General features: G+C 60.5%; 21 protein-coding genes. 14 read left to right on the top strand and 7 right to left on the bottom strand.

What is annotated here, in order from left to right:
• The first annotated feature begins 153 nt into the window (after positions 1-153).
• Genes JMV15_RS12400 through JMV15_RS12390 form a run of 3 tightly spaced genes read left to right on the top strand, consistent with a single transcriptional unit; the run spans position 154 to position 3,491 of the window.
• Positions 154-1,518 carry a CHASE2 domain-containing protein gene (locus JMV15_RS12400; RefSeq protein WP_014716501.1) on the top strand — a complete coding sequence of 455 codons (1,365 nt, stop codon included), beginning with the start codon at positions 154-156 and terminating at the stop codon, positions 1,516-1,518.
• 16 nt (positions 1,519-1,534) lie between these two features.
• Complete coding sequence (locus JMV15_RS12395) at positions 1,535-1,900, top strand: hypothetical protein (RefSeq protein WP_014716500.1); 366 nt, start codon at positions 1,535-1,537, stop codon at positions 1,898-1,900.
• Positions 1,901-1,913: 13 nt separating this feature from the next.
• Positions 1,914-3,491 carry a M48 family metallopeptidase gene (locus JMV15_RS12390; RefSeq protein ID WP_032901798.1) on the top strand — a complete coding sequence of 526 codons (1,578 nt, stop codon included), beginning with the start codon at positions 1,914-1,916 and terminating at the stop codon, positions 3,489-3,491.
• Between the two features lie 80 nt (positions 3,492-3,571).
• On the opposite strand, the gene JMV15_RS12385 is transcribed toward JMV15_RS12390, so the two are convergent.
• Positions 3,572-4,888 carry an OprD family porin gene (locus JMV15_RS12385; RefSeq protein WP_014716498.1) on the bottom strand — a complete coding sequence of 439 codons (1,317 nt, stop codon included), beginning with the start codon at positions 4,886-4,888 and terminating at the stop codon, positions 3,572-3,574.
• A 407-nt stretch (positions 4,889-5,295) separates the two neighbouring features.
• Here JMV15_RS12385 and JMV15_RS12380 point away from each other — a divergent pair, with 407 nt between their 5' ends.
• Entirely contained in the window at positions 5,296-7,371 is a 2,076-nt protein-coding gene (locus tag JMV15_RS12380) for a TonB-dependent receptor (RefSeq protein WP_038448508.1), read from the top strand.
• Between the two features lie 317 nt (positions 7,372-7,688).
• On the opposite strand, the gene JMV15_RS12375 is transcribed toward JMV15_RS12380, so the two are convergent.
• The 3 genes from JMV15_RS12375 to JMV15_RS12365 form a co-directional block, all read right to left on the bottom strand.
• Positions 7,689-7,904 carry a hypothetical protein gene (locus JMV15_RS12375; RefSeq protein ID WP_014716496.1) on the bottom strand — a complete coding sequence of 72 codons (216 nt, stop codon included), beginning with the start codon at positions 7,902-7,904 and terminating at the stop codon, positions 7,689-7,691.
• Positions 7,905-8,139: 235 nt separating this feature from the next.
• Positions 8,140-9,246: an agmatine deiminase gene (gene aguA / locus JMV15_RS12370; protein ID WP_019817883.1), complete on the bottom strand. Its 1,107-nt coding sequence runs from the start codon at positions 9,244-9,246 to the stop codon at positions 8,140-8,142.
• 120 nt (positions 9,247-9,366) lie between these two features.
• A complete protein-coding gene (locus JMV15_RS12365; protein ID WP_019817882.1) occupies positions 9,367-12,276 on the bottom strand; it encodes an aminotransferase in 2,910 nt (969 codons plus the stop codon).
• A 151-nt stretch (positions 12,277-12,427) separates the two neighbouring features.
• Between JMV15_RS12365 and rfbB the strand changes: the two genes are divergently transcribed.
• The 7 genes from rfbB to JMV15_RS12330 are packed head-to-tail and all read left to right on the top strand — an operon-like array spanning position 12,428 to position 19,509.
• Positions 12,428-13,510, top strand: coding sequence for a dTDP-glucose 4,6-dehydratase (gene rfbB / locus JMV15_RS12360; protein WP_014716493.1), 1,083 nt, complete (start codon positions 12,428-12,430; stop codon positions 13,508-13,510).
• The gene (rfbA, locus tag JMV15_RS12355) at positions 13,507-14,382 is read left to right on the top strand and encodes a glucose-1-phosphate thymidylyltransferase RfbA (RefSeq protein WP_014716492.1); all 876 of its coding nucleotides are present in this window, start codon (positions 13,507-13,509) and stop codon (positions 14,380-14,382) included. Before rfbB ends, rfbA begins: the two co-directional genes overlap by 4 nt.
• Positions 14,379-14,924, top strand: coding sequence for a dTDP-4-dehydrorhamnose 3,5-epimerase (rfbC, locus tag JMV15_RS12350; protein WP_014716491.1), 546 nt, complete (start codon positions 14,379-14,381; stop codon positions 14,922-14,924). The genes rfbA and rfbC overlap by 4 nt, the downstream gene beginning before the upstream one ends.
• Positions 14,921-15,802 carry a dTDP-4-dehydrorhamnose reductase gene (gene rfbD, locus JMV15_RS12345; protein ID WP_014716490.1) on the top strand — a complete coding sequence of 294 codons (882 nt, stop codon included), beginning with the start codon at positions 14,921-14,923 and terminating at the stop codon, positions 15,800-15,802. The genes rfbC and rfbD overlap by 4 nt, the downstream gene beginning before the upstream one ends.
• 34 nt (positions 15,803-15,836) lie before the next feature.
• Entirely contained in the window at positions 15,837-17,645 is a 1,809-nt protein-coding gene (locus tag JMV15_RS12340; RefSeq protein ID WP_014716489.1) for a sensor histidine kinase, read from the top strand.
• Positions 17,642-19,027, top strand: a complete 1,386-nt coding sequence (locus JMV15_RS12335) for a sigma-54-dependent transcriptional regulator (protein ID WP_014716488.1) — start codon at positions 17,642-17,644, stop codon at positions 19,025-19,027. Before JMV15_RS12340 ends, JMV15_RS12335 begins: the two co-directional genes overlap by 4 nt.
• Positions 19,028-19,053: 26 nt before the next feature.
• A complete protein-coding gene (locus tag JMV15_RS12330; protein WP_014716487.1) occupies positions 19,054-19,509 on the top strand; it encodes a thioesterase domain-containing protein in 456 nt (151 codons plus the stop codon).
• Positions 19,510-19,636: 127 nt separating this feature from the next.
• Here the strand turns inward: JMV15_RS12330 and cysQ are convergent, their stop codons facing one another.
• Together cysQ and nudE are read right to left on the bottom strand one after the other, a co-directional pair.
• Positions 19,637-20,473, bottom strand: a complete 837-nt coding sequence (gene cysQ / locus JMV15_RS12325) for a 3'(2'),5'-bisphosphate nucleotidase CysQ (RefSeq protein WP_014716486.1) — start codon at positions 20,471-20,473, stop codon at positions 19,637-19,639.
• Positions 20,470-21,036: an ADP compounds hydrolase NudE gene (nudE, locus tag JMV15_RS12320; RefSeq protein ID WP_014716485.1), complete on the bottom strand. Its 567-nt coding sequence runs from the start codon at positions 21,034-21,036 to the stop codon at positions 20,470-20,472. The genes cysQ and nudE overlap by 4 nt, the downstream gene beginning before the upstream one ends.
• Positions 21,037-21,123: 87 nt before the next feature.
• On the opposite strand from nudE, the gene yrfG reads away from it, so the two are divergent.
• Positions 21,124-21,786, top strand: a complete 663-nt coding sequence (yrfG, locus tag JMV15_RS12315) for a GMP/IMP nucleotidase (RefSeq protein ID WP_201491546.1) — start codon at positions 21,124-21,126, stop codon at positions 21,784-21,786.
• A gap of 47 nt (positions 21,787-21,833) precedes the next feature.
• Here yrfG and lysM read toward each other — a convergent pair whose 3' ends face one another.
• Positions 21,834-22,274, bottom strand: coding sequence for a peptidoglycan-binding protein LysM (gene lysM, locus JMV15_RS12310; protein WP_003187704.1), 441 nt, complete (start codon positions 22,272-22,274; stop codon positions 21,834-21,836).
• 242 nt (positions 22,275-22,516) lie between these two features.
• Here lysM and fdhD point away from each other — a divergent pair, with 242 nt between their 5' ends.
• Complete coding sequence (fdhD, locus tag JMV15_RS12305) at positions 22,517-23,356, top strand: formate dehydrogenase accessory sulfurtransferase FdhD (RefSeq protein ID WP_003187702.1); 840 nt, start codon at positions 22,517-22,519, stop codon at positions 23,354-23,356.
• The gene (locus JMV15_RS12300; protein WP_014716483.1) at positions 23,353-25,701 is read left to right on the top strand and encodes an FdhF/YdeP family oxidoreductase; all 2,349 of its coding nucleotides are present in this window, start codon (positions 23,353-23,355) and stop codon (positions 25,699-25,701) included. Before fdhD ends, JMV15_RS12300 begins: the two co-directional genes overlap by 4 nt.
• Positions 25,702-25,879 lie beyond the last annotated feature (178 nt).

Here is a 25,879-nt window from a genome sequence, read left to right as displayed (position 1 = left end):
GGAATAAACCCCCGGCCTGGACACGCCCGGGCTTTTTTACGAATGACGATCCATGCGCCCATCGCGATATGGCACTTAGCCACTTTTCCAATTGACACCCCCTCCCCACTCCGTTAAAAACCCCGCCTTGCTTGCGTTTTTATCGAGACATGGATGTTGTCCAAACCCCCGCTATTCAAATACCGCCGCTATTGGCTGGCGGTCATCATCGTGTTGCTGGCGATTCTTGATCCTTTCGGCCTGGCCAGTTCCAGCGACAAGGCGTCGGCGCAGTGGCTCAATCGCATGTTTGCCAGTCACTACCCGAGCCTTGGGCAGCAGCGGGTGGCGGTGGTGTTGATTGATGATGCCTACCTGATGCGCAATAACAGTTCGTGGCCCATGCCTTATGGCGAGCAGAGCAAGTTGTTCAAGCGCTTGCTGGCGTACAAGCCCCAGGCGGTGTTTGTGGATTTGCTTTATAGCCACGACCACTCGTTCGGTGACCCTGCGCGGGGCAGTCAGTTGCTGGCGAATGTGTTTGAGCGTTATCAGCGCCAAGGCATCCCGCTGTGGCTGGCCAATACGGGGTTGATGCGCGCAGAGGCGGGCCAGGCGAATACGCTGGCGCCGTTTATGCAGGTGAGCCAGCCGGCCCTGGTGGTGTGGGAAGGCGTGGATGACAAATATCCACTGGCGATGAAGACACAGGCAGGGTTGTTGGAAACCCCTGCCATGTCGCTGTACCGGGTGTTCTGCGCCACGCAGCACTGCAAGCCGCCGCCGGTGGATGCGCAAACCGCTGCTCAGCGCCAGCCCATCGCGGTGCAATGGGGGCTAAAGCTGGCACCCGAGCAGGCGCGTATTGCCGATATCCGCCACTGCGCGCCGGCACGGCATTTTTTGCTGGATGGGGTGGCGCAGTTCTTCCAGGCGGTGTTCTGGAAACTCGATGACTCGGCCCAGGCGCGCTGCCCGTACACGCTGACGTTGTCGGCCAGTGACCTGGAGGTCAGCGACCCCGACGACCAGGCACTGGTCGCCGAATTGCTGCGCGACCGCCTGGTGTTGGTGGGCGCCAATATCGCCTCGACAGGGGACTTGGTGGAGTCGCCGGTGCACGGCCAACTCCCCGGCGTTTACCTGCACGCCATGGCGCTGGACAACCTGATCAATACGGGCATGGACTACGACCATGAACCGGCCAATTTCCCCCACCTGCCGTTCAATTGGCTGGACCTGCTGGAGCTCGGGCTGCTGGCGTTGATCGCCGTGCTCAAGGCGCTGCACGCACGTCGCCTGGCGGGCCATCGCCCCTGGAGCCGGTGGCGTCGCCAGGAAATCTGGTTTTTTACCTCGCCATGCCCGTCGTGGCTGTTGGTGATGTCGATGTTGGCGGGGGTCAGTGTGTTGCTGAGCCTCAATGACATCACCCCGGTCAACGTGCTGGGCATTGTGTTGCTGTCGTTGGTGCTGTTCAGCGAGCGGATCGAAGCCTTCTTCGACCGCGATCGCCGAGTGCACCGCTCTGCTATCTGACTCAAGGAAACCAAGGATGAACAGAAGCCTCATCGTCTTGCTCGCCGCCCTCTTCACCCAGGGCGCCTGGGCAGAAACCCACAGTATCAAGGCGTTCCTCGCCGACCCGGTGACCGTACTGGACGAGCAAGGCAAGCAACAACGTGAGCTGGCGAAAAAGGACGCGCCCACCCAGCCCCTGCCGGTGTTGCAGTACAACCAGGCGCTGGACCTGGTGCAGGTAGAACTGGCAGGCCAGAAGGTGTGGCTGGACACCATGGACCTGCGCATCGAGCCACCGCTGAACGTCGTGGACCTGCCCTGCCAGGGCCTGACCAAAAGCCAGGCCAAGGACAGCCGCAACAACTCCACCATCGGTTTTGGTGCCGGCTGCAATCAATAAAAGGAGCGTTGCGGTGAAGGGATATCTAGTAGCAGCCAGCCTGTTGGCCAGTTCGGTGCTCAGTGGTTGCGCCACCTTGAAAGGCGCAGACCAGGCATTTCTGAACCTGGTGGGGCCCTCGACCCAGTCCCGGGTTCAGGGCCACTACGTGGACAACAGCGACGTACGCCAGTATTACAAGCTCGACCCACAACGTCAGAGCAAACAGCGCCTGAGCTACGACGGGCGTGCGGTGCCGGCCGCTGAAGCGCGCCAGCAGAACCTGGTGGATATCCCCATGCTGCAAGCCTACCTGCAGGGCATTGTCACGCGCTTGTCCAAAGGCTGGCCGGGGGAGTTGCCGCCGCTGCAGGTGAAGATCACCGACAGCTATGGCTTCGGGCCGTCGGCAGACCCTTACGGCAATCTGTTCGTGCCGCTGGGCATGCTGGACAACGTCGCCAGTGAAGATGAAATCGCCGCGATGCTTGGCCATGAAATGAGCCACGTATTGCTGCATCACCATGACCGCATGGCCGCTTTCCAGCAGCAGAAAGACATGTTCACCACCGTGGCCTCCACGGTCGCCTTGGCCACCATGGCTGCCGATACGGGCGTGGACCGCAGCTCCGGTACGATGAAACTGTTCAGTAAAGACCCGGCCGGCACCCAGAAGACCATCGGTAATACCGTGCTGTACACCGCCCTGGCCAATACCTTTTCCGATCAGGTATGGAGCACCGCCTGGGGCCGCAGCCAGGAAGACCAGGCCGACTTGCTGGGCACCGACTTGATGATCCGCGCCGGTTACGCGCCGCGAGCCGCCACCCATAGCCTGGAACGCCTCAACGACTTCCAGGGCAAGCAGAAACCCTTGCTCACGGGGTTCCTCACCGCGCGCAAGAATGCCATGCAGGATTCGCTGCAGCAGTTCAATCTCAACCAGTTCACCAAAGAGCTGGACGTGCTGGTCAAGGATGGCTTGACCACCGGCCTCACCGCGACCAGCCAATATTTCAACCGCTCACATATGTCGGCCATGGACCGCGACACCGAGCTGCGCCAGTACTTGCAACGCGAATATCGCCAGGAACGCCGCGCCCGGGTCAACCCGCAAAGCTGGGCGAAAATGAAGAGCACGCCCCAGGTCGCGAAGGCTTTGCAGGGCTATAAAGACGCGTACTTCGCGATTGATGCCCTGGAGAAAAACAAGGTGCCAGACGCTGACGCTTTCATCCGCAAGGCCCTGGCTTCGCCGGTAAAAGACCAGCCGAGCATTCGGCGCACTGCCTATACTGTGCGCCTGGCCCAAGGCAAAAACAGCGAAGCGGTGAAAGAGTTGCAGGCGATCAAGGACTGGTCCCTGGCCGGGCCTTCCACCTATGACTTGATGATCAGCTACCACCTCAAACGCGGTGACGGGCAATCGGCACTGGCGATGATCGATAAGGCAGAACGCAACCTGGGCTCGGAGGAACTGTTTATTACCGAAAAGCTGCTGGCCAACCAGCAACTGCAGAATGCGCAGCAGGTGCAAACGGTGTTGCGCAAGTGCGAGCAGTACCCGACACGCAAGGAAAACTGCAAGAAACTCGCGCCAGCCAAGGCCTAGGTAGCAGCCTCCAGGCATAAAAAAACCCCGAACCAGTCGGGGTTTTTTATGGCCTGGCATCAGGCACGACATTCGATCAATTAGAAAACGTTGATCGGGTAGTCGGCGAACAGACGGATTTCGTTACCGCCTACGTTGTACTCGCTGGCGTTGTTGGAAACGCGCAACCACGAGGCACGAGCACGCAGGCTCAGGTCTTTGGCTGGGCCGCTCTGTACCACGTACTTGAACTGGTTCCAGATTTCACGCTCGGTACCATCGCCACGGTTGGTACCGTCGTCGATGTTGGTACCGCGCACGTAGGCAATGTTGTAGGTCAGGCCCGGTACGCCGAAGGTGGCGAAGTCGATGCCGTAACCTGCTTGCCAGGAGCGCTCGTCCTTGCCGTTGAAGTCGGACCAGTAGGAGTTGGCCAGCAAGATGGTATTGCCGCCGTCGCCGATACCGCCGGCGTTGCGGTAGCCGCCGTACAGGTAGCCAGTGTCACCGGTGCTGCGCTGGTGAGCGATGGTGAAGCTGTGCGGGCCAACGGCCCACGTGGCGCCCAGGCTCCAGATTTTGTTGTCGCGCGCGTCAGCGTCTTTTTGGTTTTCCAAGGCGAAGCTGCGATCCAGCTTGGTCTTGTAGCCATTGAAGTCAAACGTCAGCGACTGCTGCTGCGGCAAGGCCAGCACGTAGTTGACGTTGACGTATTGCTTCTTCAACACGTCCTGCATGTCGGAGGCGTAAAGGGCAGCCGACAGGCTCTCGGTGAATTTGTAGCTACCACCGATATAGTCGATGCTTTTCAGGCGGCCGCTGTCGGTGCCTTCCATGCTCTTGCGCGCTTCTTTAGTGAAATGACCCGCGTCCAATTGCAGACCGGCGATTTCTTTAGAGACGATCGAAGTACCGGTGTAGGTTTCCGACAACAGGCGAGAGTTGTCGTACTGCAGCACAGGCACAGCCGGGAACTGATCACCGTACTTGAGTACAGTGTTGGAAACGCGGAACTTAACGGCAGCGCCGCCTTTGGCCAGGTCGTGCGGTGCCGAGCCTGGGTTTGGCTTGCCGTTGTCATCAAGAGTGCCGTTGCCCTGCTTGAAGAAGTCGATACCGCCGGCGCCAGCGCGACCTTTACCACCGTCCAGGCGGATAGCGTATTGGCCAATCACATCCACACCCACACCCACGGTGCCTTGGGTGAAGCCGGACTCGAACTTGCCGATGAAGCCTTGGCCCCATTCAGCTTTGTCCTGCTTGCCGTTTTTGTAGTCACGGCTGATGTAGGCGTTACGTGCTGCGATGTTCAGGTGGCTGTCTTCAACGAAACCCTTGGATTGCTCCTGGTCGTTTGCCATTGCTGTCGATGCGCTCAAAATCCCCAGAGCGATCAGACTCATCCGTTGCTTCAACATATTCTTATATTCCTTATTACGGGTTGAGTACGCGCTGTGACACCAGGCTCCTGTTGCTTTTCTGGTGTCGACCTTGCCAGCAAAAAGAAGGCCCGCGGACGACTGAACTGCCGCGGGCCTTTTTTTATTTGGATTAGTCATGGCGGTTAGCCACAGGCGTTGGGCGCAATCCTATGCGGGCGTTGAACTATGTGTCAATTTCGTGAATCGTCTGTATTTAGGCGATATTCGTCTAAGCGGCGAGCGGAGGCGCAGGGATGAAAGCCTGAAAAGCGCCTTGAATCCCCCTCGAAACACATTAAGTAACAAATCCGACAGAGCGGACGTTAGGGAATAGATAACACGCGCAAATGCAAAGCATTACCATTCGCGCACATTTTCCTGCCACGTCATTTGGATACGCTCCCATGCCTGCCCCTCGCCTGACGCCCCTCTCCCTTGGGCTCTCTGTTCTGCTGTCTGCCGGTTTTGCCGGTGCGGCCACGGTCTTGCCTGAAACCTCGATCAGTGTGGAAGCGGACGAAGACGACCCACGGGTCAAGGAGACCAGCACCGCGACACGTACCGCGACGGCTGTTCGCTATGTGCCACAGGCGATCGACTCAGTCAAAACCGAAAGCCTGCGCTCCTATGGCACCAACGAGCTGGGCCAGGCGTTGAGCGGTATCCCCAACGTCAGCAGCGGCGCCGATACACGCTTCGACAGCCTGCGCATACGTGGTTTCGACGCCAGCAATGACTTCTATCTGGATGGCATTCGCGACGACAGCCAGTACGTGCGCGACCTGCATAACATCGAGCGTATCGAAGTACTCAAGGGGCCGGCTGCGGTGCTTTACGGGCGAGGCGGCCAGGGCGGCATCGTCAACCGGGTGAGCAAAATGCCCACCCCAGGGCAAAAGTCCAGTATCGAAGCCCAAGGCGGCAGCAACGATTTGCGCAGCCTGTATGCCGACCTGAGTACCGACCCCACCGATAACATCAGCCTGCGCCTGAACATGGGTAACCAGGACAACAACAGCTTTCGCGATGGCGTCAGCGGCAACCGCCAGTTGTTCGCGCCGTCAATGAGCTGGCAGCTCACTCCAGAGCTGAACTGGCTGGTGCAATACGAATACAGCCGTTACAACCGCACGCCAGACCGTGGCATTCCCGGGGTCAACGGGCGCCCGGCGGATGTGAGCCGCAGCACCACTTACTTTGATCACGGCGATTACATCGACGATAAATCCCAGTCCCTGCGTTCCAAACTCGCCTACGAGCTCAACGCCGACTGGCAACTGCGCCACACCCTCGGCGTGTTCAAGCTCGACAGTGATTTCGACAATACCTACCAGACCGGCTATGACCCGAAAACCAACAGCGTCACCCGCCAACACTGGCAGCAGGACCTGACCACCCGCAACGTGTTCAACAACCTGGAACTGGAAGGCGGTTTCGACACCTTTGGCCTGGAACACCGCCTGCTCACCGGTATTGAGCTGGGCAGCCAGCGCCGCGATCCGAAGCTGTACTCCGCTCGGGATGGCAGAACAGTGCCGAGCCTGGACCTCAACCAACCCAATCGCCGCCTGAGCCACACCGGGAGCATGCGACTGTCGAGTAACAACCACACCGAAGTCGAAAGCCGCGCCCTGTATGTGCAGGACCAACTGCGCCTGAACGACCAGTGGCAACTGCTGGGCGGGCTGCGTTACGACCGTTTCGAAGTGGACACCACCAACAAGCTGCTCGACATCCAACAGAACGTGAAAAGCCACAGCACCAGCCCGCGGGTCGGCCTGGTGTGGACGCCCCTGGAACACCACTCGTTCTATGCTTCGTGGAGCAAGACCTTCACACCAGCCGGCGGCGGCCTGATCGGCATCACGCCGAACGCCACCGGCAACGCCAACGACCTGAGCCCGGAGCTGACCAAGCAAAAGGAAATCGGCGTGAAGAGCGACTGGTTCGACGAACGCCTGAGCACCACCCTGGCCGTGTACGAACTGGAACTCTACAACCGCCGCACCAGCGACCCGCTGGACCGCACCATTACGCTGCTCACTGGCGAGCAACGCTCACGCGGCGTGGAGCTGACCGCCACCGGCAAGATCGTCGACAACTGGTATGTGCGCGGCGGCGTGGGCCTGCAGGACGCCAAGGTCGAGAAGGACAACAATGGCTTTGAAGGCAAACGAATCAGCGACGTGGCCAAGCGCAACGCCAGCCTGTTCATCACCTGGAAACCGCAGATGGGCTGGTACGCGGAAACCGGTTTGACCCTGGTGGGTGATCGATATGCCGACAACCTCAACACCGTGGTGTTGCCGGGTTATGGCCGCTGGGACGCGCTGGCCGGGTTCCGTCAGAAAGAGTGGGACGTGAGGGCGGCGCTGAACAATATTGCCGACAAAAACTACTACGCCTCGGCGACCAGTGCGGCGCAGATTCAACCGGGGGAGCCGCGAAGCCTGGTGGTCACCGGTACCTACAGCTTCTGACACGCCTCATGTGAAACAAAGCCAGCCCCCACACTGGTTAGGCATTGCCCACAACATCAGCGCCTGGCGCAGATCCCTGTGGGAGCGGGCTTGCCCGCGAAAGCGGCGTGCCAGTCACTGAATGTTTAACTGAACCACCGCCATCGCAGGCAAGCCAGCTCCCACACTGGTTAGGTAGTGCCCACAACATCAGCGCCTGGCGCAGATCCCTGTGGGAGCGGGCTTGCCCGCGAAAGCGGCGTGCCAGTCACTGAATGTTTAACTGAACCACCGCCATCGCAGGCAAGCCAGCTCCCACAGTTGGTTTCAGGTGTTCTTTAGTTGCTCATTACCTCGCACAACGCCTGCACTTCATCCTCCGTGAACAACCCCAACGGGTAGCGCTCACTCATCACACTGCGCAAGTCAGACGCTTGTCTGGCCTGTCGCGAGCCGTTCGCCTTCAACCAAAGGGCCAACGCATGGATGGCGTCACCGTCGACCCGCAAAGGGTGGAACGTACGCGTGTTCATCAGGTGGACATCGGCATTCATTTCAGCGCTCTCTCCTGCTGCGTGAGCGGCTAACTTACTCAAGGTTTGTGACAGAACTACGCGGTCATCCCCCTTGGGCCACTGTAACCACAGCGATACAAGAGCTATGCCAATGTGCCCTGTTCACCGGCATGCAGGCATGAAAAAGCCCGCGACCGGGCTGGGTCGCGGGCTTGCGGGGAACACTGCAAACGCGCGGTGCTCGTGCGCCATCAAGGCGCTGTTACAACTGCACTCACTTTCGCTGCGGGGCTGGCTGCTGCTGGGTCAGGCAATGGATATTGCCCCCACCCAGTAACAGTTCGCGGCCCGGCACCATCACCACTTCATGCTGTGGGAAAAGGTTCTGCAGGATCTGCTTGGCCTGGTCGTCCAACGGGTCATCGAAGCTCGGCGCGATGATGCCGCCGTTGACGATCAGGAAGTTGACATAGGAACCGGCCAACCGCACGGTCGGATTACGCTCCTGGCTGCCCTCAACCAGGTCTACCCCGGCGCATTCCTCCTCAGTGGCATACAGCGGACCCGGGATCGGCATTTTATGCACGATGAACGAGCGGCCCTGGGCATCGGTGCTGCTTTGCAGCACGTCCATGGCAGCGTGGCAGCGGGGGTAGTTCGGGTCTTGCGGGTCATCGGTCCAGGCCAGCAACACTTCGCCCGGGCGCACGTAGCAGCAGAAGTTATCCACATGGCCGTCGGTTTCGTCGTTGAACAGGCCATCCGGCAACCAGATGATCTTATCCACAGCCAGGTTATCGCTGAGCACCGCCTCAATAGCCGCACGATCAAGGTGTGGGTTGCGGTTGCGGTTCAACAGGCATTCTTCGGTGGTGATCAGGGTGCCTTCGCCGTCGACATGAATCGAACCGCCTTCAAGCACAAAGCCTTCAGTGCGGTAACGCGGTGCGCGCTCCATCTCGAGGATCTTGCCTCCCACTTGGGAATCGCGGTTCCACGGGGAATACAGGCCGCCGTCAAAACCACCCCAGGCGTTGAAGTCCCAGTTCACACCCCGTACTTCACCACTGCCGTTGATCACGAAAGTCGGGCCGGTGTCGCGAACCCACGCGTCGTCATTGGACATTTCCACCAGGCGGATATTGGGTACGTCCAGGCGGGCACGGGCGTTTTCGTACTGGCTGGCGGAGACCGCGACGGTCACCGGCTCAAAACGTGCGATAGCCTTGGCCACCGCCACATGGGCCGCCTGCGCAGGCTTACCGCCCAGGCGCCAGTTGTCTGGGCGCTCGGGCCAGATCATCCAGGTCTGGGTCTGGGGCGCCCATTCGGCAGGCATATGAAAGCCATCGGCGCGAGGTGTGCTGTGCAAGGTGGTCATGTCGATCAGGGCTCCGAATGGGGTGAAGGGCAACTTATAATGGATAAAAATCGGCTTTAACAGACTAAAAACATGATAGGTGCTCGGGTCTGCAAAAAATAGCCGATAACAATCGATGAATCACAGTTGTTCATCCAGCACTTTCGACAGCATGTCCACAAAGAAGTCCACGCTGCGCCTGGACGTCACCATCGGCGGCTTGATTTTGAGGATATTCAGATAATCACCGGTAGGTTGCATGAAAATCCCCAGCTCCCGCAGGCGATCACACAACAAGGCGGTTTCTGCCGTCGCAGGTTCCAGGGTGTGGCGATCACGCACCAGTTCAAGGCCCAGATAGAAGCCCGAACCGTGCACGGCACCGACGAGTGGATGGCGATCAATCAATTCCTCCAGTCGTGCCTTGAAATGCCCGCCTACCACTTGGGCGTTTTCCCACAGCTTTTCCTCTTCCATCACGTCCAGCACTGCCATGCCGATCCGGCAACTGACCGGGCTGCCTCCCGATGACGAGAAGAAGTAACCCTCGGCCTCCAGCGCCTCGGCAATCTCTCGGCGGGTAATCACTGCGCCCAACGGCTGGCCGTTGCCCATGCCCTTGGCCATGGTAATGATGTCAGGCACCACACCCTGCTGTTCAAACCCCCAGAAGAAATGCCCCATGCGGCCGTAACCCACCTGCACTTCATCGGCGATGCACACGCCCCCCTGGGCACGCACCAAGCCATACACCTGTTGCAGGTAACCCGCTGGCAGGGAGATGCCACCGGCGTTGCCGTACACCGGTTCACAGATAAACCCGGCCAATTGACGCTGGCTCGCGGCGATTTTCGCCAGGTTATGCTCAACACTTCGTACATAGTCCGGCGCGCTGTCCGGCCCGCGGAATTCACCGCGGTAAGTATTGGGCGCGGTCACCGGGTGTACCCAATCCGGGCGGCTGCTCAAGGCCTGGGGGTTATCGGCAATCGAGGTGGACACGGCATCCGCCGCCACCGACCAGCCGTGGTAGGCCTCCAGCACGCTGAGCATGTCGCGCCCGCCGCTGTAGGCCCAGGCCAAACGAATCGCCAGGTCATTGGCCTCCGTGCCGCTGTTGACCAGGAACACCCGGTCCATGCCCTGTGGCGCCAACGCCAGCAGGCGCTCGGAGAACTCGGCAATTGCCGCATAGTGAAAGCGCGAGTTGGTGTTGAGCAACGACCATTGCCGAGCCGCCACCTCAGCCATGCGCGGGTGGCCATGGCCCAGCACGGCCACGTTGTTAAGCATGTCGAGGTAGGACCGGCCCTGCATATCGATCAGGTGGTTACGCCAGCCGCGCTCGATACGCGGTGGGTCGGCGTAGTAGTGCTTCTGGGAGCGGGCAAAGCTGGCATCCCGCCGGGCCAGCAGGGCCTGCGGGTCCAGTTCGGGCTCAGCATCACAGGCCAGGCCCAACAGCGCCGAGGGTGACGGGCACAACGCCTGCCACGCCAACGCCCGGGAAGGTGTGCAGAACAGCGGCGGCTCAAGGTCGGCGCGGCATAACTGCACAGTCAACGGCGCCTGCACCTCGCCCAGCACCTGCCCTTTGACCAGCGTTGCGCCGGGCTTGAGTGACGTGCGCACGCCCCACAGGCGCAGGCTCAGCTCACTGTCGTGCAAGCACAGCAAGCCGTCGGCACCTTCGCGCAGCGTTCCCGCAAAGGGTGCTTCCAGAACCGTGCCGTGAGGCAGGTGCAGTTCGACATGCAGGGGTAATGTCTCGGGCTCTAGCGCACTGTCGGGGCGGGTGCGCGACAAGCGGTATTGCCCATAACGACTGGCCGCCAGCCCATGCACCGTCGCCGCTTGATCCAGCAAGCGCCGATCGATGCCGGGAGTTTCCCAATTGCCAGCCTCGAAATGCGGGCTGAGTACGCCCAGGTCGATCAGCGCGAACTCGCGCCCCACCAAGCCTGGCAATAAAGGCGCGAAGTCTTGGTTGGCGACGGGCGGTAATGTTTCACCGACGCTGCGCAGAATCGCCGCTTGCATGAGTTCAAAGGGCACCGACGTGGCGATATGGAAGATTTCCCACTCGTGTTCGGCGTTTTTCTTTAGATAAACGTTATCCGGGTCCAGGCATTGCTGCTGCTCACTGCTGAGCACCAACACTGCCGCGCGGGCGACGATCAACGGCCACAACACCTCCAACTCTTCGCGCTGCAACGGCGTGACAGCGTGGCAGGCCTGGATCGCCGGCAAGAGGGCAAACGGATCACCGTCGGCATGGTGCAACAGCGCCGCGCAGGTCACCGACAGGTCGGCAACTCGCCAGGTACGCACCAGATCGCCAAAATCGATCACGCCTTGTATACGCCAGTGCCGCTGGGCATCACGCTGCCACACCACATTGTCATCGGTGATATCCATGTGCACCGCTTGCCACGGCAGGTGTGCCGCCAACGGCTGGACATGCGCCTCGACCTGCCTGGCCACCTGCTCCAAAGCAGCACGCTGCGGCAGGTCGGGCAAGGTTGCCAGCAGGTGGGCGATCAATGCCTGCGCGTGGCGCGGGTCCCATTGCAGGGTGCGCGCAAGGCCAGGGTGCTCGAAATCTGCCAGCGCGAGGCTCATCTGCCCGCACAGCTCACCAAAGCCTTCGATCACGGTGCGGCTCAGGTGGGGTAAATGCGTCAGGGGCTGGCCGTCGATGTAGTCCAATAGCCGCAGGTGCAGGGTTTGGCCATCGACGTTGACCGTCAGTAGATCCTCGCCCTCCACGGTCGGGATGACCTTGGGCACGCGCAGGCCGGGATGCGTGCTCAGGCTGTTGAGGGCCGCATGCTGGGCCTGGAGTTCAACCGCGGCGTAGTCACCTCGGCAGATCTTCAGAACAAAGCGGCCCCGAGTGCTGTCAACTCTATAGTTGAGGTCTTGTTGACTGCCCAATGAGCGTAATTTGCCCGTCATTCCATAATGTCGCTCGAGCAGGTGTGCTGCTTGCTCGGGGGTTACTTGTGGGCAAGGCAAGCTGGCACGGTGGGTCAACGTGGCTAACGACATTGTGACGACCTTTGTTTTTTCAGGCGTCTATATCGCCATTGTTCAGGGGCGATAATCAACCCCTTATGCTCACGGCGCTTGCGCCAGCCCGATTCACAACTCAAGCTATGCATCTTTCGCTTTATGTCCGTCTAAGGAAAAGGCCCTCGACATGCGCATTCTCATCACCGGCGGTGCCGGATTTATTGGCTCGGCCCTGATCCGGCACTTGATTCAACACACTGAGCATGAAGTGCTCAACCTGGACAAGCTGACTTACGCCGGCAACCTCGAGTCGCTGACCAGCATCGCGTCCAACAGCCGCTATGAGTTTGTCCAGGCCGATATCATCGACCAGGCCACCGTCAGCGCCGTGCTCGCACGCTTCGAACCCGATGCGATCATGCACTTGGCGGCCGAGTCCCATGTGGACCGCTCCATTGATGGTCCGTCGGATTTTATCCAGACCAATATCGTGGGCACCTACAGCCTGCTGGAAGCCACGCGCGCCTATTGGCAGAAGCTGGCAGAGCCGGCAAAAAGCGCGTTCCGTTTCCACCACATCTCCACTGATGAGGTGTATGGCGACCTGCATGGCGTGGACGACCTCTTCACCGAAACCACGCCTTACGCCCCCAGCTCGCCTTATTCCGCGAGCAAGGCGGCGTCCGACCACCTGGTACGCGCCTGGCAGCGCACCTATGGCCTGCCGGTGCTGTTGACCAACTGCTCGAACAATTACGGGCCGTTCCACTTCCCCGAAAAATTGATCCCGCTGGTGATTCTCAATGCCCTGGCGGGCAAGCCACTGCCGGTGTATGGCGATGGTCTGCAGGTGCGTGACTGGCTGTTCGTCGAGGATCACGCCCGTGCGCTGCTCACAGTGGTCACCACTGGGGTTGTGGGCGAAACCTACAATATTGGCGGCCACAACGAACAGAAGAACATCGACGTGGTACGTGGCATCTGCGCCCTGCTGGAAGAACTGGCGCCGCAACGCCCAGCCGGCGTGGAGAAATTCACTGACCTGATCACCTTCGTCAAGGATCGCCCAGGCCACGACCAACGCTATGCCATTGACGCCAGCAAAATCGAACGCGAACTGGGCTGGGTCCCGGAAGAAACCTTCGAGACCGGCCTGCGCAAAACCGTGCAGTGGTACCTCGATAACCTGGAATGGTGCCGCAGGGTCCAGGACGGCAGTTATCAAGGTGAACGACTGGGCAATACTGACGTGAAGGATTTGATCGCATGATGAAGGGAATTGTATTGGCCGGCGGTTCCGGCACCCGTTTGCATCCCATTACCCTGGGCGTGTCCAAACAGTTGTTGCCGGTATATGACAAGCCGATGATCTACTACCCGATCTCGGTACTGATGCTGGCGGGAATCAAGGACATCCTGGTGATCTCCACACCAGTAGACTTGCCGCAATATCAGAATCTGCTGGGCGATGGCAGCCAATTCGGCGTGCGCTTCACCTACGCGGAGCAGCCTTCGCCGGATGGCTTGGCCCAGGCGTTTATCATCGGCGAAGAGTTCATTGGCGATGACCCTGTGTGCTTGATCCTGGGGGACAATATCTTCCACGGCCAGCATTTCGGCGAGCAGCTGCGCACTGCGGCGGAACGCCCCTCAGGCGCTACCGTGTTCGGTTACTGGGTCAAAGACCCTGAGCGTTTCGGTGTAATTGACTTCGATAGTGAAGGCCGCGCCCTGTCCATCGAAGAAAAACCGGCTAAGCCTAAGTCCCACTACGCCGTGACCGGCCTGTACTTCTACGACAACGACGTGATCAAGATCGCCAAGGCGGTCAAGCCGTCGCCACGCGGCGAGTTGGAGATCACCGACGTCAACAATGCCTACCTCCAGCGTGGCGATCTGCACGTTGAACGCTTCGGTCGTGGTTTTGCCTGGCTCGACACCGGCACCCATGACAGCCTGTTGGAAGCCTCGACCTACGTTCAGACCATCGAGCACCGCCAGGGCTTGAAAGTGGCCTGCCTGGAAGAAATCGCCTACGAAAACGGCTGGATCGATCGTGACTATCTGCTGGAACGTGCCAAGTACTTTGGCAAGACCGGCTATGGTCAGTACTTGTACTCTCTCGCTGGGAATCCTAAATGAATGTGAACGCCACTGAACTGCCCGGTGTATTGATCATCGAGCCCAAGGTTTTTGGCGATGAACGTGGCTTTTTCTATGAAAGTTTCAACGCCCGGGATTTTGCTCAGGCCAGCGGTCTGGAACTGCAGTTTGTGCAGGACAACCACTCGCGCTCGCAAAAGGGCGTGCTGAGAGGCCTTCACTATCAGGTAGAACACGCCCAAGGAAAATTGGTGCGTGTGACCGCCGGAGAGGTACTGGACGTTGCGGTGGATATCCGCCGCAGCTCACCACATTTCGGCAAATGGGCCAGCGTGCGCCTATCGGCCGAAAATAACCGCCAGCTGTGGATTCCACCGGGCTTCGCCCACGGTTTTGTAGTACTCAGCGAATACGCAGAATTCCTCTACAAGACCACGGATTACTACACACCGTCTGCGGAGCGGTGCATTCGCTGGGACGAACCTGAACTGAGCATTGATTGGCAGTTGGCGGGCCCACCCACCTTGTCTGCCAAGGATCAAAACGGTAAAAACCTGAAAGACGCGGACCTGTTCCCGTGACAGCCTCCCTAAAAATCCTCATCACCGGCCAACACGGCCAAGTCTCCCAGGAGCTGCAACAGCGGCTCCAGGACCTGGGCGAACTCATCGTCCTGGGCCGCGACCAGCTTGATCTGGCAAACGCAGACCTTATCCGCCAACAAGTGCGCGCCCATCGCCCCGGCCTGATCATCAACGCGGCGGCCCACACCGCCGTCGATCTGGCCGAGAGCGAGCCGGACGCTGCGTTCGCCATCAATGCCATCGCCCCCCGCATCCTCGCCGAAGAAGCCAAGGCCCTGGGCATCCCGCTGATTCACTACTCGACCGACTACGTGTTCGACGGCACCAAACCTGCCCCGTACACCGAAAGCGACACGCCGAACCCATTGGGTGTCTACGGCCAGAGCAAGCTGGCGGGTGAGCAGGCGATTGCGGCTGTTGGCGGCCAGTACCTGATCTTGCGTACCAGCTGGGTCTATTCGGGCCATGGCAAGAATTTCCTGCTGACCATGCAACGCCTGCTGCAGGAAAAAGCGCAGATGCGCATCGTTGCCGACCAGATCGGTGCGCCGACCTGGGCCGGGACTATCGCCAACAGCACCCGCGTGCTGATCGAGCAGTGGCAGGCCGGTAAGGCAGGGGATTGGGGTGTTTACCACCTCACTGCCCAGGGTGAAACCTCGTGGTTCGGTTTTGCCGCGGCGATTGGCGAGCAACTGCGCGCCGAAGGCAAGGCCTGCGCCGAGCTGGAACCGATTCCTTCCAGCGCCTACCCGACCCCCGCCAAGCGCCCGCTGAACTCGCGCCTGGACTGCACGCGCCTGCAACAGCAATGGCACGTCAGCCAGCCACAATGGCAAGACGCATTGCACGAGTGTCTTGCACAGCAGCACTAGGCATAATGCGCCTGTACTCACAGGCGCGACTTCCATGACCCCACCCCTTGCGCGAAGACCCCGCTGGCGCAGCCTAGCCCTGCTGGCTCTGTGCCTGGCACCGCTGTTGTGGCCGCTGGAGCATTTGGCCGAGCGCTATTACCGCAGCGAACTGGCCGGGCAAAATCGCCAGACCCTCGACCTCTACGTCGCCAACTTGCTGGGCACCCTGCACCGCTACGAAATACTGCCGCAGATCCTCGGTGACTTACCGGCCCTGCGTACTGCATTGGACGCTCCCCATGTCAGCACCCACCTGGTCAGCGCCAACCAGTTGCTCAAGGATGTCGCCGCCCAGGCCGGGGTAGAGGTGATGTATCTGATGGACACCACCGGCAAGACCCTCGCCGCGTCCAACTGGGACAAACAAGACAGCTTTGTCGGGCGCAACTTTTCCTTCCGTCCGTATTTCAGCGAAGCCATGGCCGGGCGCCTCGGCCGGTTCTTCGGCCTGGGCACCACCTCGGCCAAGCGCGGCTACTTCTTCGCAGCAGCGGTACGTGACGGCGATACTATCATCGGGGTGCTGGTGGTGAAGGTCGACCTGGACCATACCGAAAGCCTGTGGGGCAATACCCCCGAACAACTTTTGGTCACCGACCACAACGGCGTGGTGATCCTCACTTCGCGCCCGCAATGGCGATTCCGCGCCACGCGGCCACTGACCGCCGAAGAACGCCAGGCCATCATTGCTATCCAGCCCTACCCCACCCGCGACCCGCAGCCACTGAGCCTCAGCAGCAGCGCTTGGCTGCGCCAATCCACAGCCATCGCAGAGACCGGCTGGAACGTGGAAATCCTCGCGCCGCGCTCGCTGATCAACCGCCCGGTGCGCACGGTCGTTGCCGTGGGCGGCGCCACGTTGTTGGTGCTGATGCTGTTGCTGGGGTTGCTGATGCAGCGCCGCCGGCACTACCTGGAACGCATCGCCTTCGAAGCCAAGGCCCGCCGCGAGTTGGAAATGCGCGTGGCCGAGCGTACCAGTGACCTGGAGGGCCTTAACCGGCGCCTTAAACAGGAAGTGCTGGAGCGCGAGCATGCCCAGCAAGAACTGGTGCGCGCTCAGGACGACTTGGTCCAGGCCGGTAAACTGTCGGCGCTGGGCACCATGTCGGCGAGTATCAGCCATGAACTGAATCAGCCACTAGCGGCGATTCGCAGCTATGCCGAAAACGCCGAGATCCTGCTCGACCATGAGCGCACCAACGATGCCCGTGGCAACCTCAAGCTGATCAGCGAATTGACCGGGCGCATGGCTTCGATTATCGCCCACCTGCGTGCATTCGCCCGTCGCGACCGGCATGCGCCGGAGAGCGTGGCTTTGCAACCGGCGCTGGACGACGCCCTGGCATTGCTGGCCAAGCGTCGGCGTTCGATGGAGGTGGAGTTGATCCGCGACCTGCCAGAGGCAACCCTGTGGGTGCAGGCTGGTGAAACCCGCCTGCGCCAGGTGCTGGGTAACCTGCTGGCCAATGCCTTGGACGCCCTCACCGAAAAAGGCCCGCCACGCAGACTCTGGCTGAGTGCCGAAACCACGCCCCAGGGCGTCAACCTGTACATTCGCGACAACGGCCCGGGCTTTTGCATGGAAGCCCTGGGCCGCGCCAGCGAGCCGTTCTACACCACCAAGACGCGCACCCAGGGCCTGGGCCTGGGCCTGGCGATCTGCGACACGCTGATGCGCGCCTTCGGCGGCGAACTGTTGTTCGCCAACCACAAGGAAGGCGGCGCGCTGTTAACCTTGAAATTACGTGCCGGCTCGCCGGGCGTCAGTCTGCAACCGTCCGAGGACCGCAGTGTATGAGTATCGACAACTCGATTCAGGTGGTATTGATCGACGACGATCCACACCTGCGTCAGGCCCTGTGCCAGACCCTGGACCTGGCCGGCCTGAACGTCCTGCCCCTGGGCGAAGCCGCCGGGCTCACCGCACGCCTGTCCCGAGACTGGCCGGGCGTGGTGGTCAGCGACATCCGCATGCCCGGCATGGACGGCCTGGAATTGTTGGCCGAACTGCACGGCCAGGACCCCGACCTGCCGGTGCTGCTGATCACCGGCCACGGCGACGTACCGCTGGCGGTGCAGGCCATGCGTGCCGGCGCCTATGACTTCCTGGAAAAACCCTTCGCCAGCGACGCGCTGCTCGACAGCGTGCGCCGTGCCCTGGCCCTGCGCCGGCTGGTGCTGGACAACCGCAGCCTGCGCCTGGCCCTCAGCGATCGCCAGCAACTGAGCACGCGCCTGGTAGGGCACTCGCCACAGATGTTGCGCCTGCGCGAGCAAATCGGTGCGCTGGCCGCGACCAAGGCCGATGTGCTGATCCTCGGCGAAACCGGCGCTGGCAAGGAGGTCGTCGCCCGCGCCCTGCACGACCTCTCAAGCCGACGCAGCGGCCCGTTTGTGGCGATTAACGCCGGAGCACTGGCGGAATCGGTCGTGGAAAGCGAACTATTCGGCCATGAACCGGGCGCGTTTACCGGCGCGCAAAAGCGCCGCATCGGCAAGTTCGAGTTCGCTAATGGCGGCACGCTGTTCCTCGATGAAATCGAAAGCATGAGCCTGGATGTACAGGTCAAGTTGCTGCGCCTTTTACAGGAGCGCGTCGTGGAGCGCCTGGGTGGCAATCAGCTGATCCCGCTGGATATCCGCATTATCGCCGCCACCAAGGAAGACCTGCGCCAGGCCGCCGATCAGGGCCGTTTCCGTGCCGACTTGTATTACCGCCTCAATGTGGCGCCGCTGCGCATTCCCCCGCTACGGGAACGGGGTGAAGATGCGCTGATGCTGTTCCAGCACTTCGCCGACGAGGCCAGCAGCCGCCACGGCCTGCCCTTGCACGAACTGCAACCGGGCCAGCGCGCGCTGTTGCTGCGCCACAGCTGGCCGGGCAATGTGCGGGAACTGCAAAACGCCGCGGAGCGTTTCGCCCTCGGCCTGGAGTTGGCCCTGGATAACGCCCAGGACCATCCCGCCGCCGGCGTGCTGACCTCCACGCCCGGAGGCCTGAGCGAGCAAGTCGAACAGTTCGAAAAAAGCCTGATCGCCGCCGAACTGACCCGCCCCCACAGCTCCGTGCGCAGCCTCGCCGAAGCCCTGGGCGTGCCGCGCAAAACCTTGCACGACAAACTGCGCAAACACGGCCTGAACTTCGCCGACAGTGCCAGCCAGAGCGCCGATGACGAATGACATCGTCCACCTACGAAGAGGCCGCCATGAGCCGCGATAGCCGTTACCTGGAATCCATCCTTCACCATGACATCCCACTCACCCGGGAAATGGGCCTCAGGGTGCTCGACTGGCAACAGGACCAGCTGCAACTGCACCTGCCCTTGCAAGCCAATATCAACCACAAGAGCACCATGTTTGGCGGCAGCCTCTACTGCGGCGCCGTGCTGGCGGGTTGGGGTTGGCTGCACCTGAAGCTGCGTGAAGCCGGGATTGAAGACGGGCACATCGTGATTCAGGAAGGGCAGATCAGCTACCCGCTGCCGGTGACTCAGGACGCGACAGCCATTTGCGCGGCGCCGGATGAAAAGATTTGGAAGCGCTTTATGGCGACCTATCAGCGCTATGGGCGGGCGCGGTTGGCGCTGCAGACGTGGATTGTGAATGAAGGCAGTGCAGCGCGTGCCGTAGTCTTTACCGGCCAGTACGTCCTGCACCGCTAGCAGCCATTACATAAAACAAATGTGGGAGCTGGCTTGCCTGCGATAGCGGTGGATCAGCCAATACCTGTACGACTGACACTCCGCCATCGCGGGCAAGCCCGCTCCCACATTTTGCTCTGCAGTGATCTTAAGATCTGGCCAGGGTCAGCAGCCGATCACGCCAGGCGGCCTTGGCTGGCAATGCCAGAAAGAACGGGTTCAGCAACGACTCCCGCGCCGGGTAGCTGAACGGCTTGCCATCCAACTCCAGCACTTCGCCCCCCGCCCCTTCCAATACACCCTGGGCCGCTGCGGTATCCCACTGCGAGGTCGGCGCCAGGCGCGGATAACAATCGGCACTGCCCTCGGCTAATAAGCAAAACTTCAACGAGCTGCCGATATTCGCCAGTTTCAACTCGCCCAAGCCCTCGCTCAAACCATCTAACAGACGCTCCTGCTCAGGGCTGGTATGACGACGGCTGGCCACCACGGTAAAGGCTTCGCCCGCAGCCCTGGCCTGGCGCACTTGAATCTGCTTGGGCGCGGCATTGACGTCCGAACGCCAAGCCCCCAGGCCCGCGCCGCCGAAGTAGCAACGGCCAGTGGTCGGTATCGACACCACGCCGAACACCACGCGGCCCTGTTCGATCAATGCAATATTGACGGTGAACTCTTCACTGCCAGAAATGAATTCCTTGGTGCCATCCAGAGGGTCCACCAACCACCAACGCTGCCAGCCGGCACGCACGCTCTGATCGATATCGGCGTCCTCTTCAGACAGCACTGGAATGCTTGGGTCCAGCGCGGTGAGGCCAGCGAGAATCAGATGGTGGGCAGCCAGGTCAGCAGCCGTCACGGGAGAATCATCCGCCTTGGACGTCACGGCTACCTCGGCACGCCAGTACGGCAGGATGGCTTCACCCGCCTGCCGAGCCAGTTCAATGACCGGAGCGATAAACGGGTGGCCTAAAAACAGTTCGCTCATGCGGTGAACGCTCCACGCTGGGTCAACAGGTCTCTTACCAGATACAGCGCAGCCAGGGCACGACCTTCGCTGAACTGCTCGTTTTGCGCCAGCGCCGACAGCTCACGCAGGTTGACCCGGTCTACCCGCATTGGTTCGGGCTCATCACCTTCAAGACGCTCTTCGTAGAGATCGGTAGCCAACACCACCTGGATCTTCTGGCTCATATAGCCGGGCGACAATGACAGCTCGGTGATGTGCTCCAACTGCCGTGCACCGTAGCCGGCCTCTTCCTTGAGTTCGCGGTCTGCCGCTGCAAGCACGTCTTCGCCGGGCTCGATCAGGCCTTTGGGCAACGACAATTCATATTCGTCAGTGCCGCCGCAGTATTCTTCCACCAGCACTGCATGGTCTTCATCGATCATCGCCACAATCATCACGGCGCCATAGCCCGTGCCACGCCCGACAAGACGCTCGTAGGTGCGCTCAACGCCATTGGAAAAGCGCAATTGCACTTCCTCCACGCGGAACAAACGGCTACTGGCGACTATTTCGCGGGCGAGGACAGTGGGTTTCTGGCGCATAAACGGCTCCTTGGCGTGATCGGGTTACTATACCGTGGCTTTTCCGATTGTCTGTGTCGGATATCTTTACTTACGTGAGACCCCACCATGCCCTCTTTGCCCTGGCACGCCATCGATACCGTCCTGCTGGACATGGACGGCACCCTACTCGACCTGCATTACGACAACCACTTCTGGATGGAGCACCTGCCCCAGCGCTACGCCGAACTGCACGGTGTGAGCCAGGCCATGGCGGAGATGGAGCTGCAACCGCTGTTTGAGCGTAACGCCGGACAGTTGCAATGGTATTGCCTGGATTTCTGGAGCGCCGAGCTCAAGATCCCGGTGCGCGAACTCAAGCTGGAAACCGCCCACCTGATCGCCCTGCGTCCGGATGCCGATACGTTCCTGGCGGCGATCAAACAGGCCGGCAAGCGCGTGATCATGATCACCAACGCTCATCGTGATTCGCTGTCATTGAAGTTGGAACGCATTGAACTGGCGCCGTATTTCGAGCGTTTGATCAGCTCTCACGACTACGGTTTTCCCAAGGAAAACCCGCAATTCTGGCAAGCCTTGCAAGCGGATATCCACTTTGACCCGGCCCGTAGCCTGTTTATAGATGACACTTTGCCGATCTTGCGCAGCGCCCGGGATTTCGGGGTCGGTCATTTGCTGGCAGTGAAAGAGCCTGATAGCAAGAAAGAACCAAAGGACACCGCAGAATTTTTAGCAGTGGGGGATTATCGAGATCTCATTGCCGGACTTTGATCAAGTGTGGGAGGGAGCACGCCCCTTCCCACATTTTGCCCTGCGTATTACTCAGGGATGCGCAGTGTCTGGCCGGGGTAGATCTTGTCCGGGTGCGACAGCAGCGGCTTGTTAGCCTCGAAAATCTTGTTGTACTGGTTGGCATTACCGTACACCGCCAGGGAAATCGCGCTGAGGGTATCGCCCTTTTTCACTACGACGAAGCGAGCAGCGGTAACCGCAGGGCCAGTAACAGTGATCTGGTCATCCACACTTGCCACGCCGGCAATGTTACCCAGCGCCAACAGGATCTTCTCTTTCTCTTCCTGCGTGGCCACTTCACCGGTCACCGTGACCTTGTCGCCATCCACCGTGGTCTGCACGTTTGGATTACCCAGGCCCACCTTGCTCACATGCTCCTTCAACTGCTCACTCGCGTTCGCATTACCCGGCGTCAACAGGTCGACAATCTTTTCGCCGGCTTCTTTGATAAAGCTAAAAATACTCATGGTGCGCTCTCCTTGGGATTTAATTTCCAGATGCCCAAGACTAGACCAGTCCTGCCGACTTGGGTTCCAGACTGGCTAAAGACTCAAAAGTATCCAACTCACCCCTGCCTGGAATAAGCCCGACGCAAACGCCGGTGAACCTTGATCGACGCCCTCTATCAATAGATCAATACTGGCGATTAGACGTGACCCTTTGTCGCGCCTAGTCTAAACACTGATCAATCCGCCGGTGGTACTGCCCCATGAACGCCAAGCGCCCTCACTGCGCGGCGCCCGCTCTCGAATCGACCGCGCCCGTCGCTAGCCAGAGCTATCACTATTGCAATCTTGAACACACGGAAGTCGCCAGCACTGCGCTGGCCGAAGAAGTGGCGTTGGCGATTGCCTACAACGATATCAGCCAGGCGGTGATGCTGGTGACGCCTACGGACCTGGAAGACTTCATTGTAGGTTTCAGCCTCGGCAGCGGCATTATCACCGACGTTAACGACATTTATGACCTGAAAATCAGCGGTTCAGGCGCAGCCCAGTACGCTCAGGTACAGGTTTCCAGCCGTGCGTTCTGGAACCTCAAGCAGCAACGCCGCCAATTGGCAGGCACCAGCGGCTGCGGTCTATGTGGCGTTGAAGCGGTAGAACAAGCATTGCCCGACCTTCAGGTACTGCCCGGCGCACCCTTGCCGCCCGCGCAGTGGCTCGATGGCCTGCGCCAGCGTATCAGCGCATTCCAACCCTTGGGCCAGCACAGCGGCGCCGTGCATGCGGCGGTATTTATGAACAGCCAGGGTGAATTGCTGATGGGTCGCGAAGACATCGGCCGGCATAACGCCCTGGATAAGTTGATTGGTGCGTTGATCCGCCAAAAGATTCCGACCGACGGCGGCCTCGCGATTGTTACCAGCCGCTGCAGCCTCGAATTGATTCAGAAAGTCTTGCGCGCGGGCATCCAGACCCTGGTCAGCCTGTCGTCGCCTACCGGCCTGGCCTTGCAATGGGCGCGCCGGCACAACCTCAACCTCATCCACCTGCCGCAAAAAAGCGCGCCACGGGTCTATAGCCCTGCGATGGAGCACCAGCCATGAGCCTTCACCACCAAGCCGACCAGACCCCAACCCCACGCTACAAGCCCTATAAAGGCCCAGCCGGTGGCTGGGGCGCTCTGATCAGTGTGGCGCAAGCCTGGCTGACCAGTGACAACGCCCTGAAAAACCTGCGCATGATGCTCAAGACCAATCAGAACGGCGGCTTCGACTGCCCGGGCTGCGCCTGGGGCGACTCGCCGGAAAGCGGCATGGTCAAGTTCTGCGAAAACGGCGCCAAGGCGGTCAACTGGGAAGCCACCAAGCGCCGCGTCGATGCGGCCTTCTTCGCCAAGCACAGCGTCACAGCGTTGCTGGAGCAAAGCGACTATTGGCTGGAGTACCAGGGCCGCCTGACGGAGCCAATGCGCTATGACGCCGAGACCGATCGCTACCTGCCCATCAGTTGGGATGCCGCGTTCGACCTGATCGGCAAGCACCTCAACGCGCTGCCCAGCCCGAACATGGCCGAGTTCTACACCTCGGGCCGCGCCAGCAACGAAGCCGCCTACCTGTACCAGTTGTTCGTACGCGCCTTTGGCACCAACAACTTCCCGGACTGCTCGAACATGTGCCACGAAGCCAGCGGCGTAGCCCTGGCGCAGAGTGTCGGCGTGGGCAAAGGTACCGTAACCTTTGATGACTTCGAACATGCCGATGCCATTTTCGTCTGGGGCCAGAACCCCGGCACCAACCACCCACGCATGCTTGAGCCGCTGCGCGAAGCGGTGAAACGCGGCGCTCAGGTGGTGTGTATCAACCCGCTGAAAGAGCGCGGCCTGGAGCGCTTCCAGCACCCGCAACATCCGCTGGAAATGCTCACCAACGGCGACAAGCCGACCAACACCGCCTACTTCCGCCCGGCGCTGGGTGGCGATATGGCTATCTTGCGTGGCATGGCCAAGTTCCTGCTGCTGTGGGAACGCCAAGCCCTGGCCGAAGGCAAGGAAGCGGTGTTCGACCACGACTTCCTCAACGAGCACACTGCCAACGTTCTGGAATACCTGGGTCAGATCGACGACACCTCGTGGGAGGAGATCGTCGAGCAGTCCGGCCTGACCCTGGTGGAGATCGAGCAAGCGGCACGCATGTACGCCAAAGGCAAGAATGTAATCATGTGCTGGGCGATGGGGATTACCCAGCACCGCCACTCGGTGCCGACTATCCAGGAAATCGCCAACCTGATGCTGCTGCGCGGCAATATCGGCCGCCCAGGTGCCGGGCTGTGCCCGGTGCGTGGCCACAGTAACGTACAGGGCGACCGCACCATGGGCATCAACGAACGCCCACCGGTGGCGTTTCTGGACGCGCTGGAGCGTCGTTTCCAGTTCCAGGTGCCGCGCGACAATGGCCATAACGTGGTGGAAGCAATTCACGCCATGCTTGAAGGCCGCTCCAAAGTCTTTATCGGCCTGGGCGGCAACTTTGCCCAAGCCACGCCAGACAGCACGCGCACCTTTGAAGCGCTGCGAAATTGCGACCTGACCGTGCAGATCAGCACCAAGCTCAACCGCAGCCACCTGATGCACGGTAAAGATGCGTTGATCTTGCCGTGCCTGGGCCGCACCGACATAGACATCCAGGCCGACGGCCCGCAAGCGGTGACGGTGGAAGACTCGTTCAGCATGGTCCACGGCTCCAACGGCCAACTGCAACCGCTGTCGAAACTGATGAAGTCCGAGCCGGCGATCCTGGCGGGCATTGCTGCCGCCACCCTGGGCAGCAAGCCCGTGGATTGGAACTGGCTAGTGGCCGACTACGGGCGCATCCGCGACCTGATCGCCGACACCATCCCAGGCTTCAAGGACTTCAACGAGAAGATCAAACATCCAGGCGGCTTCTATCTGGGCAACTCCGCCGGCGCACGCCGCTGGAACACCCCCTCAGGTCGCGCCAACTTCCGCCCCAACATCTTGCCCAAAGACCTGATCCATGAGCGCACCCACGCCACGGGCCGAGTGCCGGACCTGATCATGCAGTCAATGCGCTCCCATGATCAGTACAACACCACCATCTACGGCCTGGACGACCGTTATCGCGGGGTCAAAGGCCAACGTGACGTGCTGTTCGTCAACGAAGCCGACATCATCCGCCTGGGCTTCAAGCCGGGGCAGAAGGCAGACATCGTGTCGCTGTGGGAAGACGGTCGTGAGCGCCGCGTGAAGGGCTTTACGTTGCTGGCATTTGATATTCCGGCGGGGCAGGCGGCGGCTTACTACCCCGAAGTGAACCCGTTGGTGCCGTTGGAAAGCACTGGCGACGGTAGCCATACGCCAACGTCCAAGTTTGTTGCGATTCGCTTGGAAGCGGCGAGTGACAGTGGGTTGATCATGGCGCGCTCGGCCTGACTCGATCCGAGATATGTGTTGCTTGAACTAACGCTTTCGCGGGCAAGCCCGCTTGTATGCTAGGACTTGAAGGGAGGAGAAGGGACAAAGCCCGATTCTGACTGTTGACGCAGTACAGACCGTGGGAGATTTCGCCCCTCCTCCTTTCACCCAAGCGCCGATAAAGAATGCATCTGGC

It is taken from the genome of Pseudomonas paracarnis (assembly GCF_904063055.1).
In the GTDB taxonomy this organism is placed as follows: Bacteria; Pseudomonadota; Gammaproteobacteria; order Pseudomonadales; family Pseudomonadaceae; genus Aquipseudomonas; species Aquipseudomonas paracarnis.
This window is presented reverse-complemented; position numbering and strand designations above follow the sequence as displayed.

What these genes read in the sequence shown, in the direction of transcription:
- JMV15_RS12400 (WP_014716501.1), top strand. Translation starts at nt 154, where the DNA reads ATGTTGTCCAAACCCCCGCTATTCAAATACCGCCGCTATTGGCTGGCG.
- JMV15_RS12395 (WP_014716500.1), top strand. Translation starts at nt 1,535, where the DNA reads ATGAACAGAAGCCTCATCGTCTTGCTCGCCGCCCTCTTCACCCAGGGC.
- JMV15_RS12385 (WP_014716498.1), bottom strand. Translation starts at nt 4,888, where the DNA reads ATGTTGAAGCAACGGATGAGTCTGATCGCTCTGGGGATTTTGAGCGCA.
- JMV15_RS12380 (WP_038448508.1), top strand. Translation starts at nt 5,296, where the DNA reads ATGCCTGCCCCTCGCCTGACGCCCCTCTCCCTTGGGCTCTCTGTTCTG.
- JMV15_RS12375 (WP_014716496.1), bottom strand. Translation starts at nt 7,904, where the DNA reads ATGAATGCCGATGTCCACCTGATGAACACGCGTACGTTCCACCCTTTG.
- aguA (WP_019817883.1), bottom strand. Translation starts at nt 9,246, where the DNA reads ATGACCACCTTGCACAGCACACCTCGCGCCGATGGCTTTCATATGCCT.
- JMV15_RS12365 (WP_019817882.1), bottom strand. Translation starts at nt 12,276, where the DNA reads ATGTCGTTAGCCACGTTGACCCACCGTGCCAGCTTGCCTTGCCCACAA.
- rfbB (WP_014716493.1), top strand. Translation starts at nt 12,428, where the DNA reads ATGCGCATTCTCATCACCGGCGGTGCCGGATTTATTGGCTCGGCCCTG.
- rfbA (WP_014716492.1), top strand. Translation starts at nt 13,507, where the DNA reads ATGATGAAGGGAATTGTATTGGCCGGCGGTTCCGGCACCCGTTTGCAT.
- rfbC (WP_014716491.1), top strand. Translation starts at nt 14,379, where the DNA reads ATGAATGTGAACGCCACTGAACTGCCCGGTGTATTGATCATCGAGCCC.
- JMV15_RS12340 (WP_014716489.1), top strand. Translation starts at nt 15,837, where the DNA reads ATGACCCCACCCCTTGCGCGAAGACCCCGCTGGCGCAGCCTAGCCCTG.
- JMV15_RS12335 (WP_014716488.1), top strand. Translation starts at nt 17,642, where the DNA reads ATGAGTATCGACAACTCGATTCAGGTGGTATTGATCGACGACGATCCA.
- JMV15_RS12330 (WP_014716487.1), top strand. Translation starts at nt 19,054, where the DNA reads ATGAGCCGCGATAGCCGTTACCTGGAATCCATCCTTCACCATGACATC.
- cysQ (WP_014716486.1), bottom strand. Translation starts at nt 20,473, where the DNA reads ATGAGCGAACTGTTTTTAGGCCACCCGTTTATCGCTCCGGTCATTGAA.
- nudE (WP_014716485.1), bottom strand. Translation starts at nt 21,036, where the DNA reads ATGCGCCAGAAACCCACTGTCCTCGCCCGCGAAATAGTCGCCAGTAGC.
- yrfG (WP_201491546.1), top strand. Translation starts at nt 21,124, where the DNA reads ATGCCCTCTTTGCCCTGGCACGCCATCGATACCGTCCTGCTGGACATG.
- lysM (WP_003187704.1), bottom strand. Translation starts at nt 22,274, where the DNA reads ATGAGTATTTTTAGCTTTATCAAAGAAGCCGGCGAAAAGATTGTCGAC.
- fdhD (WP_003187702.1), top strand. Translation starts at nt 22,517, where the DNA reads ATGAACGCCAAGCGCCCTCACTGCGCGGCGCCCGCTCTCGAATCGACC.
- JMV15_RS12300 (WP_014716483.1), top strand. Translation starts at nt 23,353, where the DNA reads ATGAGCCTTCACCACCAAGCCGACCAGACCCCAACCCCACGCTACAAG.